We start from the raw sequence: 17,315 nt of genomic DNA, 5'->3' as shown, positions 1-17,315 counted from the left end.
TTACTCCTAAGCTAATGCAATCATAGCGTCGCCGGTAGTTACAGCATCGCCTTCACCAACTAACACTTCAGCAATTGTTCCGGTGTGCGTAGCGCGTATTTCAGTTTCCATTTTCATGGCTTCCATAATAATCACTACATCACCTTCATTCACAACTTGCCCTGCTTTTACCTTTATCTTAAAAATATTACCGGCTAAAGGGGCGTTAAGTGTTTCGCCTGATGCAACCGAAGCAGACTGAGGAATATGTTCTGAGTCTTTTAATGTAACTTCTTTAAGCTCGCCGCCTTGAGCTACAACAACGTCGTAAACCTTACCGTCTACTTTTACGCTGTATTGCTCAGCTTTAACGCTGTTGTTATTTGAAGCTGATTTAGAGGGAGCTTTATTACTTTTATCTTCAACACAAGGAACTGGCTCAAATGCATCTGGGTTGTTACGGTTTTTAATAAACTTCAAACCAACCTGTGGGAATAATGCATACGTTAGTACGTCATCAATTTGCTCATCAGCAAGAGTTAAACCTTGCTCTTGTACTTCTTTTAATAATTCAGCCTCAAGCGTTGCAAGCTCAGGTGCAATATTATCTGCAGGACGACAAGTAATTACCTCTGCTCCATCAAGCACACGCTCTTGTAGCTCTTTATTCATAGGTGCTGGTGTTAGGCCATATTCACCTTTTAATACGCCAGCTGTTTCTTTAGTAATTGTTTTATAGCGCTCACCCGTTAGTACATTAAGTACCGCTTGAGTGCCTACAATTTGCGACGTTGGTGTAACAAGCGGTAAAAAGCCTAAATCTTCTCGTACACGTGGGATCTCAAGTAAAACTTCATTAAGCTTATCTGCTGCGCCTTGCTCTTTAAGCTGGTTTTCCATGTTAGTTAACATGCCACCAGGTACTTGCGCGAGTAAAATACGGCCATCAACCCCTTTTAAGCTACCTTCAAATGCCGCGTATTTTTTACGTACATCTCTAAAGTAAGCAGCAATTTCTTCAAGGTGATTTAAATCAAGCTCAGTATCACGCTCAGTCCCTTCAACTATCGATACAATAGTTTCAGTTGCGGTGTGTCCGTAAGTCATACTCATAGATGAAATTGCGGTATCAAGCATATCAATGCCTGCATCAATCGCTTTTTGATAAGTCGCAGTACTTAAACCTGTTGTGGCGTGGCACTGCATTGCAATTGGAATAGATACAGTTTCTTTTAGTGCTTTAATTAGTTTTTCAGCATCGTACGGCTTTAATAAACCCGCCATATCTTTAATACAAATTGAATGACAGCCTAAATCTTCCAACTGCTTAGCTAGCGTTAACCACATATCAAGCGTATGAACAGGGCTTACTGTATAAGAAATAGTCCCTTGGGCATGTGCGCCTACTTTTATAGCCGCTTTAATTGCCGTTTCAAGATTACGTACATCGTTCATTGCATCAAATATACGAAATACATCAACGCCATTTTTATGGGCACGCTCTACAAATTTTTCTACTACATCGTCAGCATAATGGCGGTAACCTAATAAATTTTGACCGCGTAATAGCATTTGCTGTTTAGTATTTGGCATCGCTTTTTTTAGTGCGCGAATACGCTCCCAAGGATCTTCACCTAAATAACGAATACACGAATCAAACGTAGCTCCACCCCACGACTCAATAGACCAATAACCTGCATCATCAAGCTTTTTTGCAATCGGTAGCATATCGTCAAGGCGCATACGAGTTGCTAACAATGATTGATGCGCATCACGTAGTACCAGTTCTGTTAATTTTAATTTAGCCATTTAAGTGCTCCTTTAATTATTGTTTGTTTTGTACTGAGCAATGGCAGCACTAATTGCGGCGATGTGCTCATTAGGCACACCTTGTGATTTAAAAGACGGTGTTCTGGCAGGCATTGCAAGCTCAGGCTCTGCAAAGCGAGATACCAGCTTAGACATAACCGTAACGCAGGTAATTAATAATGACAGAAACACAAACACCCCCACCATACCGGTTAGCATTAAGTTGCTTGCTGTTGTAAGTAAAGCAGCGATATCCATTTTCCTCTCCTATAAAACTCATACCGAAATCAAAATAAAAAATCATTTTACGTAAATAATTATTCACCGAATAATAACAAAAAACAGTGTTTTGTCTATAGCCTGTAAATTGGTAAAACCAATTTAAACAAAACTAACATGCTATTAATTAACTTAACACTACAAAAAGGACTAGATACGCGCTATTACATAGATAATAAAAATAGTGAATATAAATAAAAGTTATATAGGCGACCTAAAAACCGTTAATAATGCACTTAAAGTAAAGCGTTAACAGTTCTATTAGCATAAAGTAATTTCACCACTGGCAATTGGTCTTACCAAATATATTTGTTAATTATTCAACCATTTAAATAGCCGCTGTTATTAAGCCCGCTATGCTCGTAAGTCTCGAACTGCAATTTAATAGCTCTTAAACTCAATTCTAAAAATCAATATGCGCTAACTTCTCTTATAAAAAACTAACATCCATAATCACTTGTATCAGTATGAATAAATTACATAGCAAAGCGTAAAACTTACCATTGAGTGCACGCTGAAATAACACAAACAAAAGCAAGCCATTGATTTAAAAGCAAAAAAACAATGGCACGTAACTCGCACCATATCCATTGAGCAAATTTGATAAACCAAGGAGAATACAATGTTACGCTGGACAATCACTTTTTTAGTAATTGCTTTAATTGCTGCAGTGTTAGGTTTTGGTGGTATAGCAGGCGCCGCAGCGGGTATTGCAAAAATTATATTTTTTATATTTTTAATACTTTTAGTTATATCTTTAGTATCGGGTGCCCTACGTGGCAAAAAGCCCTAGGTAACAAACTAAAGTTTTAAACTAATTAAAAATCATTTAAATCAAAATTTACAAGGAATTACATTATGAATTCGACAACTTTAAGAGCAGCACTAATTGGCCTATTCGCAAGTTTATTTATTATGGGCTGTGAAGATAACCACGCAGAAGATGCTGGTGAACGTATTGACGAAGCAGTAACTGACGTGCAAAACAAAGTTGAAGATGCATGTGAAGAAGTAAAAGAAGGTGTAAATGCAGAAGAAACTAACTGTTAATTCTTCTAATTTATTAAAAAAACGGCTCTAAAATGAGCCGTTTTTTTATGTGTGTAATAAAATAATATCTAAATTAAAGGTTGGATCTGATAAATAATAAACGCCAATATCTTTATCTATTATGCAGTTATTTATTATATAACTGCGCATTTACTGGTTAGCTTGTTAAAATGCATATAACTATGTTTTAAGAACTTCTATATGACACTTACAACAACCTACACGCTTGATAAGCCTTATTTTTATGAGTGCTTTGACGAATCAGTTGCGCATAGCAAGCGCGCGCAACCAAAATACTTTTTATTGGCGCTATTAGTAGCACTCGGTTTATTTGGAATTTATGGTTTAGACGATCATTACCTAGGATCTTTTCTGATCATGGTTGCGGTACTCGAATGTATTGCCTTTTATTATCGCCGTCCTTGGTGGGTTACTAGACAAATGCTAAGCAAAGCCTCGGGGTCTGAGGTCACCCTTACCTTTGACGAAGAAGGGATTAAATCGAGTAACTTTTATAAAAACACCCAACTTCTGTGGTCAGATATTAACGAAGTTATAACCACAGAGCGCGGCATACTATTAAAAAACAAAAAAGGTATGCAGTATATATCCAAGCACATATTAACTGCCGAAACACTTAATTTTATACACAAAAAAGCCACTCAGTGAGTGGCTTTTGGCAATAACTCAGTATGTAACTAAGTTATATACATTGCTGATTAAGCATTGCCAGGTTCAGGGTTAGACTTTTCAGCTTGAATACGCATGTAAATCTCTTCACGATGCACTGAAACGTCTTTTGGTGCGTTAACACCGATTCGAACTTGATTCCCTTTAACACCTAGAACAGTAACGGTTACTTCGTCACCGATCATTAGGGTTTCACCTACTCTACGAGTTAGTATTAGCATTCTTTTGCTCCCTTGTTCCAATAAAATTATAAGATTCCGCTAAAACATTTTAATGAAAATTAGACTAAAAAGTAAGTAAAACCTATCAATCTATTCATTTTCTGTTAAAAATATCTTATGTAATGCACGAACAGCCAACTCTAGGTATTTTTCATCTATTAAAACCGATATTTTAATTTCTGATGTAGACACTAAAATAACATTAATATTTTCTGCAGCTAATGCATCAAAAAATAAACTAGCAACACCCGAATGTGACTTCATACCCATACCAACAGCAGACACTTTAGCCACTGTTGTTAACCCAAAAATATTTTGTGCTGTTAACTGAGCTTGCTGCTCTGTTAAAACGTCTAATGCGTGTAAATAATCATTTGTGTGTACAGTAAAAGCATAGTCTACTTTGTCAACATTATGATTAACTTGATTAATCATATCTATTTCGATGCCATTATCTGCAAAAAGTTTCAAAATCTTTGCAAGATATTGTGTACCACTAAGTACACCCTCTACATTTATTAAACATTCATCACGATTAAACGCAATACCCGAAACGACATTACCAGGCATATCGCTCTCCTCAAAACTAATCAATGTACCAGCATCAGGGTAAAAACTTGATAGCACCCTAAGTGGCACATTGTGCTTTCCTGCCGCTTCAACTGAACGAATATGCAATACTTTAGCCCCTAAACTTGCTAACTCTAGCATTTCAGCAAAGGTAACTTGGCTCATTCGTCGTGCATTAGGTTCAACACGAGGGTCTGTAGTATATACGCCGTTAACGTCGGTATAGATCTGACATTCGTCAGCTTTTATTGCTCCAGCAATTTCAACCGCCGAAGTATCGGTACCGCCACGCCCTAATGTAGTTACATTTCCTTCAATATCACGGCCCTGAAAACCCGCAATAATTGCAATACGGTTATGCTCAAGCTCATGTTTTAAACGCGTTGCAGCTACATCTGTAATACGGGCTTTGCCAAACATATTATCGGTTAAAATATTAACCTGATCGGCTAATAAACTCACAGCAGAATGACCGCGTTTAATAATAGCCATAGCTAATAAAGCCACCGAAACCTGCTCGCCGGTGCTAATTAATACGTCAAGTTCACGGCTACTTGGCCGAGTATCTATTTGTTTGGCGAGATTAATTAAGCGGTTGGTTTCTCCCGACATAGCCGAGAGCACTACAACCACTTGATGGCCTTGTTGTTTAGTTTTAACAACAAGGTCGGCAACCGCTTCAATTCGCTCTATTGAACCAACTGAAGTGCCACCGAACTTTTGAACAATAAGTGCCACTTAAGCTTGTGTTTTCTCAGTAAACCAAGCTGTTACACTGTCTAATGCTGCAGTTAGGTTTTCTGGCTCAGAGCCACCCGCTTGTGCCATATCTGGACGGCCGCCACCTTTACCACCTACTTGGCTGGCCATATGGTTAACTAGCTCACCGGCTTTAACTCTACCGGTTAAATCTTTAGTTACACCTGCAATTAAGCTCACTTTATCATCGCTTGCAACACCTAGTGCAATAACACCCGAGCCAATTTTGTTTTTAAGATCATCAACCATACCACGTAACGCTTTTGACTCAGTGCCCTTAACGTTGGCTATTAATAGCTTAATACCGTTAATTTCTACTACTGAATCAAGTAATGAGGCACCCGCAGCACTTGCTAGCTTATCGTTAAGTTGCGCAATTTGTTTTTCTAGCTGTTTTGATTTATCAAGCAACGCAGTTACTTTTTCAAGTACTGACGCGCTGTCGGCTTTAACTACAGCAGCTACATCATTTAGCTTTTGCTCTTGCTCACTCACGTAGGCAATCGCGTCAGCGCCGGTTACCGCTTCAATACGACGAACACCCGCAGCAATACCGCTTTCAGATACTATTTTGAATAAACCAATATCACCTGCGCGTTCAACATGTGTACCACCACAAAGCTCAATAGAGTAGTCCCCAATAGTAACTACACGTACTTCGTCATCGTATTTTTCGCCAAATAACGCCATTGCACCTTTTGCTTTAGCGTCATCTATTGCCATAAGCTCGGTACTTAACGCAAAGTTACAACGAATTTCATCGTTTACTACACGTTCAATTTCGCGTAATTCTTCTTTGGTAACAGCTTCAAAATGTGAAAAGTCAAAACGCAAACGCTCTGCTTGAACTAGCGAGCCTTTTTGACCTACATGTTCGCCTAATAATTGGCGCAGTGTTTCGTGTAATATATGCGTAGCAGTATGGTTTTTCTTGATGCGTTCGCGGCGTGCGTCATCAATTGTTGCTTCTACTTTATCGTTAAGACCAATACGGCCTTGTACTATACCGTGGTGTGCAAATGCATTACCTAATTTAGTCGTGTTAGTTACTGTAAACTCGCCACCAGCAACGCTAATTACACCTGTATCACCAACTTGGCCGCCCGACTCTGCATAAAATGGCGTACGGTCTAGTATTACAATGCCTTTTTGGCCATCTTCTAGTAATGAAACCGACTCACTGCCAGCAAACACTTCAACCACAGTCGCACTATGGCTAGTGGTGGTGTAACCTTTGTAAGTTGTTTGTTTGTCTGACTTTAATTGATCGTTATAATCGGCACCAAATTTACCGGCCTGCTGCGCTGTTTTACGCTGCACCGCCATGCACTCTTCAAAGCCTTTATTATCAATCGTCATTTGACGCTCACGCGCCACATCTGCAGTTAAATCCGCAGGAAAGCCATAAGTATCGTAAAGTTTAAATACTAAGTCGCCAGGAATTACATCACCTTTAAGGTCGCTTAAGCTTTCTTCTAAAATAGCTAAACCACGCTCTAGCGTTTTACCAAACTGCTCTTCTTCAATGCGTAATACTTTTTCAATAATTTCTTGCTGCTTTGCAAGCTCTGGGTACGCTTGGCCCATTTGCTCAATAAGTGCAGCTACTAATTTATAGAAAAAGGCACCTTGTGCACCTAACTTATTACCATGGCGAACAGCACGGCGAATAATACGACGTAGTACATAACCACGGCCTTCGTTAGATGGCATAACCCCGTCAGAGATTAAAAATGCACACGAACGAATATGATCCGCCACTACGCGTAGTGATTTGTCGTCCATGTCTTGTGCGTTAGTAACACTTGCAGCAGCGGCAATTAAGCCTTTAAATAAGTCAATTTCATAGTTTGAATGAACGCCTTGTAAAATAGCAGCAATACGCTCAAGCCCCATACCTGTATCAACCGATTGCTTAGGTAGTGGCAGCATAGTTCCGTCGTTTTGACGGTTGTACTGCATAAATACTAGGTTCCAAATTTCGATAAAGCGATCGCCATCTTCCTCAGGTGATCCAGGAGGACCGCCCCAAATATGCTCGCCATGGTCGTAAAATATTTCAGAACACGGGCCACACGGACCGGTATCACCCATTGACCAAAAGTTATCTGCAGTGGCAATTCTAATAATGCGATCTGCAGGTAAGCCTATATCGTTAGACCAGTAGTTAAACGCTTCTTCATCGTCATGGTAAATAGTAACTAACAGTTTTTCTTTAGGTAGCTTTACTTCCTCTGTTAAAAACTGCCACGCAAATTTAATCGCGTCTTGCTTGAAGTAATCACCAAAACTAAAGTTACCTAACATTTCAAAAAATGTATGGTGACGCGCAGTATAACCAACGTTTTCTAAATCGTTATGCTTACCGCCAGCACGTACACAGCGCTGCGAGCTAGTCGCACGCGTATAAGGGCGGCTTTCTGCGCCTAAAAATACATCTTTAAATTGCACCATACCGGCATTGTTAAATAACAAAGTGGCATCGTTACCCGGTATAAGCGAGCTTGAAGGAACAACTTGATGTTGTTTGCTGGCAAAAAAGTCTAAAAACTGTTGTCTAATTTGTGCGGTAGTCATGTGCTGCATGTGAAGGTCTCACCCGTATTTACTGTGCTTGCATTGCAAAATCGATTTCATCGTAGCTAAAGCCTCTATACATTAGGTAGCGCACGCGCTTGGCCTTGTCTTTGTACTCGAGGTCTGCCGGTGTATTTGAATATTTTTTATTGTACGCATCCTGCGCCAGCTCAAACCAATCTACTTCAAGCTCTTCAATTACTTTTTCAAGTAATGAACGGTCAATCCCTTTGCCCATAGCTTCGCTTTGAATGCGCCTTAAGCCATGGCATTTAAATATGTGTTTTCTAACAAAGCCTTCACAGTAACGTTGCTCGTTTACAAAATTGTGCTTTTCGCACCAATCAAGCAAGGTTTCGATAAACTCATCTGTGGCTTCTTTTTTTTGTAATTTGAACGTTAATTCTCGGCGTGAATATTCTTGCCTTGATAACAACCAAAGTACATAGTTTTTTAATTTCTGCTTTAACTTATCATCCATTAAGCGTCAAAACGCCCACTAGACTCACTACTTAATGGCGTAATATTGCTATCGTCACTTGGTGGTACAACCGGCATAAAAATAGCTTGATAAGATACAAAAAAGCTAATGTAGCAAATAGGCATTAAAACCAACAAGGGTAAGAACGATAAAAACATCGAAAGCACAATAAATAACCCGCAAATAATAGCATAAACGCTTAGCGGTAAAATATTATAATAAAACACCATAAAGGATTTTTTAAGAGCGCTAAAAATGCGCTGTTCTTTATTAAAGTAAACTAATGGAACCGCGTAAGCGAATGCAGTTAAATAAACCGACAACGCTAATAAAAATAGCACCACGCTTGCCATAGAAATACTCTCTAACATTTGGCTAATTGCCATATTAGGATCTAAATCTGGCTGCGCCATAACCGCAATTGCATCGGCAAATAAACCGTTTGCTAATAATGCCATTAAAATACCCGCACCCATTTGGTACAAAGCCAAACGCAGTAAACCTAAACGATTACCTTTAGTGGTAATGGGCTTGAGAATATCAGCGAGCATAATTTTACCGCCTTGCTGCTTAGTAAGCACAGCCTGATAAAATCCTGCGGTTAAAAATGGCGTAGCTAAAGCCGCTACCACTTGTAATAGCGGTAAAAATAACGACAACAGGCCAACAATACCAATAAATAAATGCATAAAAATAAAAGTAAGCGGCTGGGTTTTAAAAATAAGCCAGCCCGCTTTAAACCACTTTAGGGCAGCATCGGCCTTAAAAACTCGTAATTGTGTAGACATAGTTACTCTTAATTTAAGGTTTTTTAATTTTTTTGATATCTAACATGTGCGCGCCATGTTTAATTTTGGTTTCTAAATACGCTTTATTACCCGCAACACCGGCTTTAATGTGTGCGTGCGTACCCACAACCGAATCAACCGTAATACCAGCATCTCTTAGTGCATTTAGCTTTTTAGGGTTATTGGTCATTAATTTAACGTGGGGTAAATTAAGCGCATTTAGCATTAGCACCGCATCCGAAAAATCACGTAAATCATCGGCAAAACCTAAATGATTATTTGCCTCATAAGTGTTCATACCTTGCGACTGCAACACGTAAGCATCTATTTTATTATACAAACCAATACCACGACCTTCTTGGCGTAAATACAATAAAATACCGCCTTGCTCGTGCATCATTTCAATACACTCATTTAACTGCTCACCGCAATCACAACGCGACGAGTAAAATACATCACCCGTTAAACACTCTGAATGCATACGAATAAGCGGTACATCTTGCTCTGTATCAGCGTTGTTAAACACCATAGCAATATGTTCTTTGCCATCTTTTAAATCAGTAAACGAGATAATTTCAGCGGGAATATCACTGTTCTTGCCAACATTAAGCTGAACTCTTGCTCTTACTTGCGCCACGACAAATCCAAATATTTAAATAACTACGACACGATAATGAAGTGATATTATCACAAAAGAATACAAAAAGATCGAAATCCAAGGGTATTTATTGCAATTATATGGCGACGAGAAGCTTAATTATCAATGCATAATTACAATATATAATTCTCACTAAAGCCCTTACTGTTTACCTTTATTTACATCAATTCATGACTAATTATAAGTAAATTGTTAATGTGTTAAAAAGTATAATAATTATAATATGGAACATTATGAAACCACATAAACTCGCCTTACTGCTTAGCCTTAACCTTTCAGTTATTACTGCATCGGCTTTTGCAAGCGAAGCTACAAATGCAAACACTGCATTTTCTCAAGCGTACCAAAATTACTTAAGCGCCGTAGATACCAACGAAAACATACAACAAGCTGCCAAACTCGCTTACTCTTTAGGTGCTAAAGTATATGGCGATAACGCAGATAACACCGCAAATTTAGCCATTAATTACGCTAAAGCTATCAGCGGATTTAACCAGGAAGACGAAGCTAAACGCTACGAACTGTATAAACAGGCGTACAATATTTTAGCTAACAATCATGGTGAAAGCTCAGTCGAGACAATAGACGCCTTACTAGGTATGGCAAGCAATACTAAATCAGCGCGTCAGGCCGATAGCCAATTGGAACGTATAGTTGATATAGCAAAGGAGCTTAAAAAACCAAGATTTGTAGCCGACATGCAATTTGCTGCAGCCTCTTTGTTAGTTAAAAAGTTTGTGCCAGAAAAATACCGTTCTGCTAAACACTACGCCGAAGAAGCTGACGAGTATTACCAAGCAAACTTACCTGAAAACGCTGTAGAGCGTATCAAATCAGATTTTTTAATGGCCTCGTTTGATGAAGGTCGTAAAAAATATGATTCAGCAATTACAAGGTTAAACCGCATAGTCACCGTATTTGATAATAACTTAAGCTACGATCACAGCGCCGAGCTAAGCGCTCACTCTAAGCTTATAGCACTATACGAAAAGCAAGGCGAAAGTGAGCAAGCAACTAAGCACTGCTTAGCTATTGCTAAAATGGTGCCTTGGGAAGAAAGCCAAGAACAAACCCCGCTTTATCGTGTTAATCCTGACTACCCTATGGGCAAAGCACGCCAAGGTAAAGATGGCAGTGTAGTTATGGAATTTGAAGTAGACACCGCAGGCTTTGTTAAAAACGTGAGTGTGCTTGATTCAAATGGCGGCGTAACTTTTGAGCACTCGGCAAAAAAAGCAGTAGAGCAATGGCGCTATGCTCCTAAATTTGAAGATGGCATACCTGTAACAGCAAAAACCCAAGTACGGCTCGACTTCAAAATTAACCGATAACTTAGTGAACTATCCAGCGACTAAAGATCACAGGGTTTTCTCGCTAAGTAATCATAAATTTTCTAATAAAAAAAGGCGCAATTTAGCGCCTTTATTAATTCACTGTAACGCACAAAGCCATTACTTAAACATTGGCTGTTAATTTAGCTAATATTTTATCACTTGCTGCTTCAATTAAATCTAGCACCTTTTCAAAACCATCGTCCCCACCATAATAAGGATCGGGAATAGCACTTACAGCCTGCTCACCAAACTCTAAAAACAGGGCAAGTTTATACTGTAAATGTGCTGGGCAACGCTGAGTTAAATCGGCTAAATTTTGTTTGTCGGCGGCTAAAATCAAATCGAATTCAGTAAAATCACTACTGCGCACTTTACGCGAATAAATCCCTTTGAAGCTATAACCTCGTTTTTTGCCCGCCTGCATAGATCGGCTATCTGGTGAATTGCCTTCGTGATGACCTATAGTACCGGCCGAATCAACTTTAACGGCAATACCTAACTGCTCAGCACGTTTTTTTAATACCGCTTCAGCTGTAGGCGATCGACAAATATTACCTAAACACACAACCAGTATTTTTTTCATAGAGCCTCCCTCTAAACTAAACGCTATTAATTACTGAACTAAATAACCTTAAACACTATTGCATTGACGCAAGCATAGCCTGCTCACTTTGTAATAAAGTTTGCATTGCTGGTAATGCTTTTACACGCTCAAAAAGTGCAGCTAAATTTGGCCAGCGCTGTGCATTAATCTGCTCGCCCGCATGCTGCATATTGATTATTTGCGACGCAAACGCTATATCAGCAAGGGTTAACGCGTTACCTACAAAGTAATCATTATGACCTAGCACGCCTTCAAGGTAGTCAAAGTGCGGTGGTAACTGCTCATTCATAGCCAACTTTACTAAACTTTCATCACATACTTTTTGCATACCTAAATTAATTACTCGCTGCTGAAACACAGTAAAAGTAGTTAATGGGGCAAGTTCATAATCAGCGTATTTTTCTAACCAGCGTACCTGAGCAGTCTGCTCGACAGTGTCGCCAAGTAATGCTGTATTCCCTGTGTATTTATCATCAAGGTATTGGCAAATAACACTCGAATCAGCCAGCACTAAATCACCATCTTTAAGCGCTGGTATACGCCCTAATGGATTTAACTCAAAAAACCAAGCCGGTTGATTAAACGGCGACACTATTTCTAACTTATAATCTAACTGCTTTGCAGCCAAACACAGACACACCTTGCGTACATAAGGAGAAAGAGGTACGCCATAAACAATTAAACTCATGTTAAACCCTTATCAGAAGAAAAAAGCGCAACTAATACGCTAATTAAAAAGCTATTTAATACTTAAAATCGTTTTAAAATTGCTTTAAAAGTTCTTTAAAATACTTGCATCATAGTCATTGGCATCAAGTGTTAAATTATACTTAGCCGCCACACTATCCAGCTCAGCTTGCTTAATTGCTAAGTCATCCATAGTGATTGTATTGTCATCGAGCTGCCATAACAATTTAGAGCCCGCGTAACTGTAATGAATAGCCAATAGCGCATCACTATTACCTTCACGCCCTGCAGCCTTTAACTTCGCCATTTTACGCGTTATTTTATTAAGCGCTTGTTTAAGCTCCCACACATACACCACTTCAATCATAAACGGATGCGTGCGGTATTTATTAAGTAACCACGCAAGCCCTAATGCGCTAATAACAACGCCCGTTACATTCCAATGAAAGTGAGTGCCGCTCTCATCAGGAAACAAAGCAATCAGCGCTTGCGATATAGCTAAGCTCCCAACAGCTAAACCCACAGCACAACCGGCAATAACACGGTTTAAATGCTTACGATAACGCGCTTTATTTATTTCAATGAGTTGCATAACAGCCTAAAATTAAGTGAACAAAATATAACTGCCGCCATTGTAACTAAACAATCCACTTATCGAAAAATCTATTTGCGTTCTTTTTGATTTAACAACAGCATTAGTGCTATTAGCCCTCTGCAACGTTAGTAGCTGTTAATCAATGGTTAGCCAACGAATTAATTTGCACTGCGTCTAGATGCGTAGGATAGTAACCAAATAATCGCTGTAACTGTATAGGACTACCATGCTTAAACTACTATTTGCTTCAAGTTTAATTTTTTCTTCTTGCTCGGTTTTGAGTAATAATTTAACAACCGAAGAGCAACGAATTGAAGCCGCTACCCACGCCATGCCTCAGGTGCTAATGGCCTTTGCTGATGAGGTGAATCAATTTGAACAGCAATGGAAAAGCCTTAACAACTTTCAGCATGCAACTGACTTAATCGCTGATTATTCAAGTCAATTATGGTTAAACGCCAAACAACGTATTGTTACAACTAAAAACTACGATGATCGCGAGCTTTACTGGGCACGATTACTTTCAAGTAAAATAATTCGCTCTGTTAAGCCAAAATTTACCCTCTCAGTTGCTGAGCAAAATAACCTTTTAACTCAGTTAGAAAAAGGCAGTCGCGGTCATAACGATCTCAGTTTTACTCAAGGCAGTACTAAAAAAATTATCCTTACCGGCTTTGACCCCTTTTTATTAGATAAAAACATAAATCAAAGTAATCCATCTGGAGTTGCTGCCCTCTTACTAGATGGTCAAGTAATTAACTACCAAGGCATTAGCGCTGAAATTAACACCGTTATGGTGCCCGTTCGTTATGCCGACTTTGATCAAGGTATAATCGAAGCACTCCTCGCGCCCTATTACGCCCTGAATAATGTCGATATGATTGTTACTGTAAGCATGGGTCGCAAAGATTTTGATTTAGAAAGATTTCCCGGTAAGCGCCGCAGCGTAACTGCCCCAGACAATGCCAATATTATATTTGGCGGGACACAAACAGCTCCCTTGCTCCCAAGTTTAAATAACCAGCCACTGCCAGGTAACGAATTTGTACAATTTAGCCTTCCCGTGGCAAATATGCAGCAAGCACAAGGGCCGTATAAGGTTATTGATAATCATAAGATCACGACCTTAAAAAAAACTTACGAGCCCGCAACACTTGCCGAGCTGAAAAATAGCATTGCCGTAAATGGCTCTGGCGGTGGATACCTGTCTAACGAAATTTCGTATCGCAGTATACGCCTTCGTAATCAACTTAATTCAACCATTCCAACAGGGCATATTCACACCCCCAGAATTCAACAGTTTGAGCCGAAAACGGAAGCTAAAATAGTAAAGCAAATTACCGCAATGCTAGAGCACAGCTTAAGTGCGTTGTAATAAATATAGGTTTTATGTGCTAGGGGGTAGGTGCTAGGGTAAGACTAGCACCTCGGGCTTAGAGCGGCGAGCTTCGAGCTAAACAGTGCGTGCTTGAGGCTTGGCTGCTTAACTGATGCATTTGTGTGTGGGTGAATAATTACTTTGCACAAAGAAACTACGCTGTTCAGAGGAGGGATTGCCAAAGAGCTAACTTTATCTTCCTCCATTAATATGCATTAATTAGCACAAGCTTTGAATAATACTCTATAAAAGCTAGAAAACCGTCGAGTTTTCATCTGTTTTTTTATGTACAGCAGGTATTTTCACTTCTGAAAATACGTTTTTTAGTGCATTTGATGTCATTTCACTTTGAATTCTATCACAGTTTTTTTCAGCTTTAGTTTTCGTATTTCGAGGTATAAAATTAACCTTGTATTTTTTCAAACACTCAAATACTTTGTCATCATACGGATTATCAATTAGGCCCTTTAGGTATAGTTGATAAAGTAATAACCAATAGTTATCTTTTTCGTAGTTATCACCATCATCAATTATAGTTTGTGCGAACTCAACGATCATTTCATTAAAGTCATACATTTCTAATAACAAAGTAATTGCAACACAATCACCACTCGCAATGACCTTTTCAGCCGTTTCTGTTTTTGGAATGACGTTATTAATTAACATAGTGTGAAGCGGCCAAGACATACCATCAGATCGGAACTTATCAGCATTTTCTCTTATTATTACATTTAATTGTTGCTCGAAAATCCCTGCATTTATCTCTGCTTTGTCTAATAATTTGTCAAATAACGGGAGTAAAACTGGGTAGTGCCACGATAGGTTCAGAAGAGCTTCCAATAAACTTACATTAGCACCTTCATCTAAGTAATTAATGATTAATGATATTGCATATTTTAATACACTTCCATCAGGCGTGCTTTTATTAATCCCAATCGCTTTATTTAAAAACGTAAGTGCTTCGTCAGCAGATAGATGGGGCTCGCTTTCGCCTGCATTACCCAAGCGACTTGGTAGTGCACTTCTTAAATCTAACACCCACTCATCTTCAAAAGCCGCTGGTAACTCTATTATCGATGTTTTCTTTAAGTTCAGCGTCAGTTTATATAAAGCAAGAGAGTTAGATAAATCTTGGATGAAGTTTTGAGCGTCTTCGCTAGTCAAGCAGTAGCAAGTGTAATCATCTATATATCGATGAAACTCATAATTTTTACTTATTAAGGCTTCGTCAATTTTACCTAAGATTAACTCGCTCACAATACTAGAGGCTGCCGAACCTATTGGTATTCCCTGAGTTTCATTACGCTTAGTTTTTCGCTGGTAGGTATCTAAACAGTTAAACCATTCTTTGTTTTTTTGTTGAGCTTTAGCCTCTTTAATTCCAACAGCAGCCCATGCAATCGCATGAGAATAAATACTATTAAAACAGTTCGCTATATCAGTGTGAACTCTAAATCGTTTTGCAAAAGAAGAAGTATGCGAGCGACTAATTTTTACGTATGGATCTTCATAATTCATTACAACCAATCGCTTTTCACTGTGATGAAACTCAGGCTTAATTATACTATTTGCGTTCTCGGTAACACATTTCAGCTCTCCCCAATTATCATGTATACACTTGGCTAGTGATGAGTAAGCTCTGGGATGAACAAGTCCCAATACTCTAGGCACGTTATTATATCTTGTAGCCTTATATTCAACTAAGTCATAACCAGATCTGCCTTTAGTCTCTTCAAGCTTAGAAATAGCCTCTGCCACCTCTGGTGTAAATTGCCTTGTATCTAGACTCGGTGGTAACTCACCTATATTTGCTCGTTGATTTGGAAAATAGTTGTATCTAGTTAGAGCTTCATATAAAGCCCTTTTATCATCTGTATCACCAAAAATCTGGCTCATAAACATTCCTTTGTATTTTTTATAGTTAGTCTACATGAAACGGTCTCGTGTAAAAGAAAAATATTACTTAAACCTAACAACAAATCTCACGTTTAACACCTTTCCCCCGTCATCACGCCCTGAAAATAAATAATTGATGAGTAATGTCGCGCATGGATGCGCGCCCAAGCCATGCTTGTACATGGATGTACTATCATGGCGTTTACGTTCACAACAATTAATTATTTGAGGGATTAAGCGTGATGCTCGGGTGGCGCTGGGTGAGTCCAGAGAGGGGGCAGCGGCAGCCCCTCTTTGGCTGTAGTCGCCAGCGCGACAAAACCTTGAATAAGGTTTTTAAATATATGAACAAAACCAACGTTAAATTTAATTATCGAATTGAATATTCCAAAGCAATAATGTGATTTGTCGGATGGCGCGGCTGCGCCGCTTATCCGACCTACGTATAAACAAAAAGCCTGCAAATTTGCAGGCTTTTTGTCATTCAAAATGAGTAATCATAAACGCGCTTATAAAACAATTATGCTTGTTACTAAGTAGGCTATAAGTGTCAGGCCACCAGCGAACAAGGCATAGGGTAGCTGGGTTTTAACGTGGGAGAGTAAGTCACAGCCTGAGGCGATAGCCGATACTGCGCTGGTGTCGGATATGGGCGAGCAGTGATCGCCAAATATACCGCCACCTAAAATAGCGCCTAATACCAACGACGGCGGCAAACCCAATGCTTGAATAAGCGGCACGCCAATAGGGATTAAAATTGCAAAGGTGCCCCACGATGTCCCCGTAGTAAACGACATAACCGCACCGGTTAAAAACAGTGCCGGTACCACCAAGTAAATAGGGAGGTAATCGCCCACTAAAGATGCCACAAACACACCAGTACTATCTAGCGTCAATTAACTTGGCCGGTTCCGCGTCAATTATCTTGGCCGGTTGACGCCGAATTTTATTTGCTCTTAT

Annotated in this window: 17 protein-coding genes and 1 pseudogene; 5 read left to right on the top strand and 13 right to left on the bottom strand. The window is 39.3% G+C overall.

The window, feature by feature from the left end:
• Positions 1–6: 6 nt before the first annotated feature.
• Both oadA and AAEY55_RS15195 read right to left on the bottom strand, forming a co-directional pair.
• The gene (gene oadA, locus AAEY55_RS15200) at positions 7–1,788 is read right to left on the bottom strand and encodes a sodium-extruding oxaloacetate decarboxylase subunit alpha (protein WP_011327241.1); all 1,782 of its coding nucleotides are present in this window, start codon (positions 1,786–1,788) and stop codon (positions 7–9) included.
• A gap of 12 nt (positions 1,789–1,800) precedes the next feature.
• The gene (locus AAEY55_RS15195; protein WP_011327240.1) at positions 1,801–2,046 is read right to left on the bottom strand and encodes an OadG family protein; all 246 of its coding nucleotides are present in this window, start codon (positions 2,044–2,046) and stop codon (positions 1,801–1,803) included.
• Positions 2,047–2,689: 643 nt separating this feature from the next.
• On the opposite strand from AAEY55_RS15195, the gene AAEY55_RS15190 reads away from it, so the two are divergent.
• The 3 genes from AAEY55_RS15190 (at position 2,690) to AAEY55_RS15180 (ending at position 3,786) form a co-directional block, all read left to right on the top strand.
• Positions 2,690–2,860: a DUF1328 family protein gene (locus tag AAEY55_RS15190; protein WP_011327239.1), complete on the top strand. Its 171-nt coding sequence runs from the start codon at positions 2,690–2,692 to the stop codon at positions 2,858–2,860.
• A 65-nt stretch (positions 2,861–2,925) separates the two neighbouring features.
• Complete coding sequence (locus tag AAEY55_RS15185; protein WP_011327238.1) at positions 2,926–3,117, top strand: hypothetical protein; 192 nt, start codon at positions 2,926–2,928, stop codon at positions 3,115–3,117.
• Positions 3,118–3,318: 201 nt separating this feature from the next.
• On the top strand, positions 3,319–3,786 hold the full coding sequence (locus tag AAEY55_RS15180) for a YcxB family protein (protein WP_011327237.1): 468 nt from the start codon (positions 3,319–3,321) through the stop codon (positions 3,784–3,786).
• Positions 3,787–3,836: 50 nt separating this feature from the next.
• Here the strand turns inward: AAEY55_RS15180 and csrA are convergent, their stop codons facing one another.
• From csrA to ribA, 6 genes are all read right to left on the bottom strand, one after another.
• Entirely contained in the window at positions 3,837–4,028 is a 192-nt protein-coding gene (csrA, locus tag AAEY55_RS15175; RefSeq protein ID WP_011327236.1) for a carbon storage regulator CsrA, read from the bottom strand.
• A 90-nt stretch (positions 4,029–4,118) separates the two neighbouring features.
• Complete coding sequence (locus tag AAEY55_RS15170; protein ID WP_011327235.1) at positions 4,119–5,336, bottom strand: aspartate kinase; 1,218 nt, start codon at positions 5,334–5,336, stop codon at positions 4,119–4,121.
• Positions 5,337–7,943 carry an alanine--tRNA ligase gene (gene alaS / locus AAEY55_RS15165; protein ID WP_011327234.1) on the bottom strand — a complete coding sequence of 869 codons (2,607 nt, stop codon included), beginning with the start codon at positions 7,941–7,943 and terminating at the stop codon, positions 5,337–5,339. It lies immediately after the preceding gene.
• Positions 7,944–7,962: 19 nt separating this feature from the next.
• Positions 7,963–8,415, bottom strand: a complete 453-nt coding sequence (locus tag AAEY55_RS15160; protein WP_011327233.1) for a regulatory protein RecX — start codon at positions 8,413–8,415, stop codon at positions 7,963–7,965.
• Positions 8,415–9,203, bottom strand: a complete 789-nt coding sequence (locus tag AAEY55_RS15155; RefSeq protein ID WP_011327232.1) for a BPSS1780 family membrane protein — start codon at positions 9,201–9,203, stop codon at positions 8,415–8,417. The genes AAEY55_RS15160 and AAEY55_RS15155 overlap by 1 nt, the downstream gene beginning before the upstream one ends.
• A 13-nt stretch (positions 9,204–9,216) precedes the next feature.
• Positions 9,217–9,840: a GTP cyclohydrolase II gene (ribA, locus tag AAEY55_RS15150; protein ID WP_011327231.1), complete on the bottom strand. Its 624-nt coding sequence runs from the start codon at positions 9,838–9,840 to the stop codon at positions 9,217–9,219.
• 254 nt (positions 9,841–10,094) lie between these two features.
• Between ribA and AAEY55_RS15145 the strand changes: the two genes are divergently transcribed.
• Positions 10,095–11,192, top strand: a complete 1,098-nt coding sequence (locus tag AAEY55_RS15145; RefSeq protein WP_011327230.1) for an energy transducer TonB — start codon at positions 10,095–10,097, stop codon at positions 11,190–11,192.
• Between the two features lie 124 nt (positions 11,193–11,316).
• On the opposite strand, the gene AAEY55_RS15140 is transcribed toward AAEY55_RS15145, so the two are convergent.
• The 3 genes from AAEY55_RS15140 to AAEY55_RS15130 form a co-directional block, all read right to left on the bottom strand.
• A complete protein-coding gene (locus AAEY55_RS15140; protein ID WP_339685841.1) occupies positions 11,317–11,778 on the bottom strand; it encodes a low molecular weight protein-tyrosine-phosphatase in 462 nt (153 codons plus the stop codon).
• A 55-nt stretch (positions 11,779–11,833) separates the two neighbouring features.
• Positions 11,834–12,487: a glutathione S-transferase family protein gene (locus AAEY55_RS15135; RefSeq protein ID WP_011327228.1), complete on the bottom strand. Its 654-nt coding sequence runs from the start codon at positions 12,485–12,487 to the stop codon at positions 11,834–11,836.
• An 84-nt stretch (positions 12,488–12,571) separates the two neighbouring features.
• A complete protein-coding gene (locus AAEY55_RS15130; RefSeq protein ID WP_208835281.1) occupies positions 12,572–13,078 on the bottom strand; it encodes a DUF3087 domain-containing protein in 507 nt (168 codons plus the stop codon).
• 229 nt (positions 13,079–13,307) lie between these two features.
• Between AAEY55_RS15130 and AAEY55_RS15125 the strand changes: the two genes are divergently transcribed.
• Positions 13,308–14,456 carry a hypothetical protein gene (locus tag AAEY55_RS15125; RefSeq protein WP_350544442.1) on the top strand — a complete coding sequence of 383 codons (1,149 nt, stop codon included), beginning with the start codon at positions 13,308–13,310 and terminating at the stop codon, positions 14,454–14,456.
• Between the two features lie 255 nt (positions 14,457–14,711).
• Here AAEY55_RS15125 and drt4 read toward each other — a convergent pair whose 3' ends face one another.
• Both drt4 and AAEY55_RS15115 read right to left on the bottom strand, forming a co-directional pair.
• A complete protein-coding gene (drt4, locus tag AAEY55_RS15120; protein ID WP_350551992.1) occupies positions 14,712–16,355 on the bottom strand; it encodes an antiviral reverse transcriptase Drt4 in 1,644 nt (547 codons plus the stop codon).
• Positions 16,356–16,864: 509 nt separating this feature from the next.
• Positions 16,865–17,236 (bottom strand): annotated as a pseudogene (locus tag AAEY55_RS15115) (Na+/H+ antiporter NhaC family protein); the annotation flags it as partial.
• Positions 17,237–17,315: the final 79 nt, after the last annotated feature.

This window comes from Pseudoalteromonas sp. 120-MNA-CIBAN-0494 (assembly GCF_040308885.1).
Lineage (GTDB): Bacteria > Pseudomonadota > Gammaproteobacteria > Enterobacterales > Alteromonadaceae > Pseudoalteromonas > Pseudoalteromonas nigrifaciens.
This window is presented reverse-complemented; position numbering and strand designations above follow the sequence as displayed.